Here is a 511-nt window from a genome sequence, read left to right on the forward strand (position 1 = left end):
AACTTTTTAAATCACTAATAAAAATAAACTAATCGTAGAGGTATGTAAATAATAAAACTATATATAACAAACTAAATTATAAAGCTTAAAACTCTATAGATTATATTAGGTTCTGTGCACAAAAAATATAAATTAGATTGAAAATAGCTAAGCCGTTGTTATTTAAAAGGTGAAAGACAAGAAATACCAAGGGTTTAGCAAATGCATTATCATATAAAAGAAGTATTCTGGTCAAGTATTTTATCATTCTTAAAATCACAAAAAGGTATACATAGCAATGATGAAGACAAATTGAGATTGTTTATTGAAGCTGTATTTTATGTGTTACGTACAGGTTGCCAATGGAGGATGCTACCATTTTATTATGGTAAATATAGATCAATACATAAGCGTTTTAAAGACTGGTGTGATAAAGGTATATTCTCTAGATTATTTAAGTCGGTACAAAACCCTGATTTACAAGAAGTTATGCTTGATTCAACGATAACAAGAGCGCATGCCTGTTCTACAG

The 511-nt window shown here is 28.4% G+C and carries 1 protein-coding gene; it reads left to right on the forward strand.

What is annotated here, in order from left to right; genetic code table 11:
- Positions 1–201: 201 nt before the first annotated feature.
- Positions 202–511 (forward strand): transposase (locus tag F3D62_RS12650; protein ID WP_150468591.1); only part of this gene is annotated, 310 nt, incomplete at its 3' end.

The sequence above is a fragment of the Francisella sp. SYW-9 genome, assembly GCF_008711465.1.
Classification (GTDB): Bacteria; Pseudomonadota; Gammaproteobacteria; order Francisellales; family Francisellaceae; genus Francisella.